Origin of the sequence: Streptomyces sp. NPDC127092 (assembly GCF_042722475.1) — a bacterium.
Taxonomy (GTDB): Bacteria; Actinomycetota; Actinomycetes; order Streptomycetales; family Streptomycetaceae; genus Streptomyces.
Genome location: NZ_JBHXFE010000334.1, coordinates 1 through 1,167 on the forward strand (window position 1 = coordinate 1; position 1,167 = coordinate 1,167).

Genomic DNA, 1,167 nt, shown 5'->3' on the forward strand with positions numbered 1-1,167 from the left:
GTCCCGTTGACGCCGGCCAGCACCAGCAGGCGAGAGCCTGTGAGCGCCACCGCGACCTCGCCCGCCGCCTCGCCGAGCTCCTGGATCATCGCGCGCCGCTCCGGCCCGGCAGGCGCGGCGGCCATGGCCTGGACGTCCCCGCCACCGCAGAAGATCCGTCCCGCGCCGGTCAGCGTGAGCACGTGCACGGAGTCGTCCGCCTCGGCCGCGGCGATCGCCGCGAGCACCTCGCGCGCCATCGTCAGTCCGAGCGCGTTGCCCTTCGCGGGCCGGTTCAGCGTCAGCCGCACGACGCCGGGCCGCGTCTCGACGAGGACGGCGGGGGCGTCGTCGGAGGAAGAAGGGGTGGGTGCGGTGGTCATGTCAGCTCCTGGGGTTGGCGGGTGCGGTGCACGGGTGCCGGCCGCGAGGACGGCCGGCCGGGCATGGGGTGGGTGCGCGATCCGAAGCGCGCCGCCTACAACGCGGTCTACAAGCGCACCACGTTCAGCGTCTGGGACCTGTTCCGCTGAGTCTGTTCCTCACGCGGGCTGGTCCGCCTCGTCCTCGTCATGCTCCTCCACGCTGCGGATCAGGGCCCGCAGGAACGCGGCCGCGCCGGCGAGCTCGGCCGGGGTGAGGCCCTCCACCGCGGCGAGCATACTGCGGTGCATGGCGCCCAGGGTGGCGCGGACCTCGTGGTCCGTCTTGGCCGTCGGCTCCACCACCACGGATCGGCGGTCCTGTGGGTGGGGCGCCCGTCGGGCGTAGCCGTCTCGGACCAGTCGGTCCACCAGGGCGCTGGCGGAGGCCGGGGTGATCTCCAGGGCGCTGGCCAGATCCCGCTGACGGACCTTGTGGCCGCGTCGGTCGGCCCGCAGCAGGTAACGCAGGGCTGACAGGTGGGTCTCTCCCATCCCCATGCTGTCCCGGGTGCGGGCGCGCATGCGCCGTTCGGCCTCCCGGTAGCGTCGCAGCAGGTTGAGCACGTCCACAGGTTCGATCTCGCGGGCGCCGCGGGTGTACCAGTAGCCCGACGTCGGTTCGCCATCCGTGCTGGTCAGCGTGGAGTGCTCCTCACCCATGCGCTCTTGAACCTCCCTGTTCACGTCACACCGAAAATTTGGTTAGTCTTCCTAACGCATAGTTAGACTAACATTTTCCAGGTCACGGCGATCTCTGTGAGGG

At 71.0% G+C, this 1,167-nt stretch carries 3 protein-coding genes; 1 reads left to right on the forward strand and 2 read right to left on the reverse strand.

The features are described 5' to 3' along the window. Positions 1-362 (reverse strand): enoyl-CoA hydratase/isomerase family protein (locus ACFWJO_RS40175; protein WP_386873296.1); only part of this gene is annotated, 362 nt, incomplete at its 3' end. A 21-nt stretch (positions 363-383) separates the two neighbouring features. Between ACFWJO_RS40175 and ACFWJO_RS40180 the strand changes: the two genes are divergently transcribed. After that, the gene (locus tag ACFWJO_RS40180; protein WP_255351296.1) at positions 384-512 is read left to right on the forward strand and encodes a hypothetical protein; all 129 of its coding nucleotides are present in this window, start codon (positions 384-386) and stop codon (positions 510-512) included. Positions 513-521: 9 nt separating this feature from the next. On the opposite strand, the gene ACFWJO_RS40185 is transcribed toward ACFWJO_RS40180, so the two are convergent. Next, positions 522-1,064, reverse strand: coding sequence for a MarR family winged helix-turn-helix transcriptional regulator (locus ACFWJO_RS40185; protein WP_159833494.1), 543 nt, complete (start codon positions 1,062-1,064; stop codon positions 522-524). Positions 1,065-1,167: the final 103 nt, after the last annotated feature.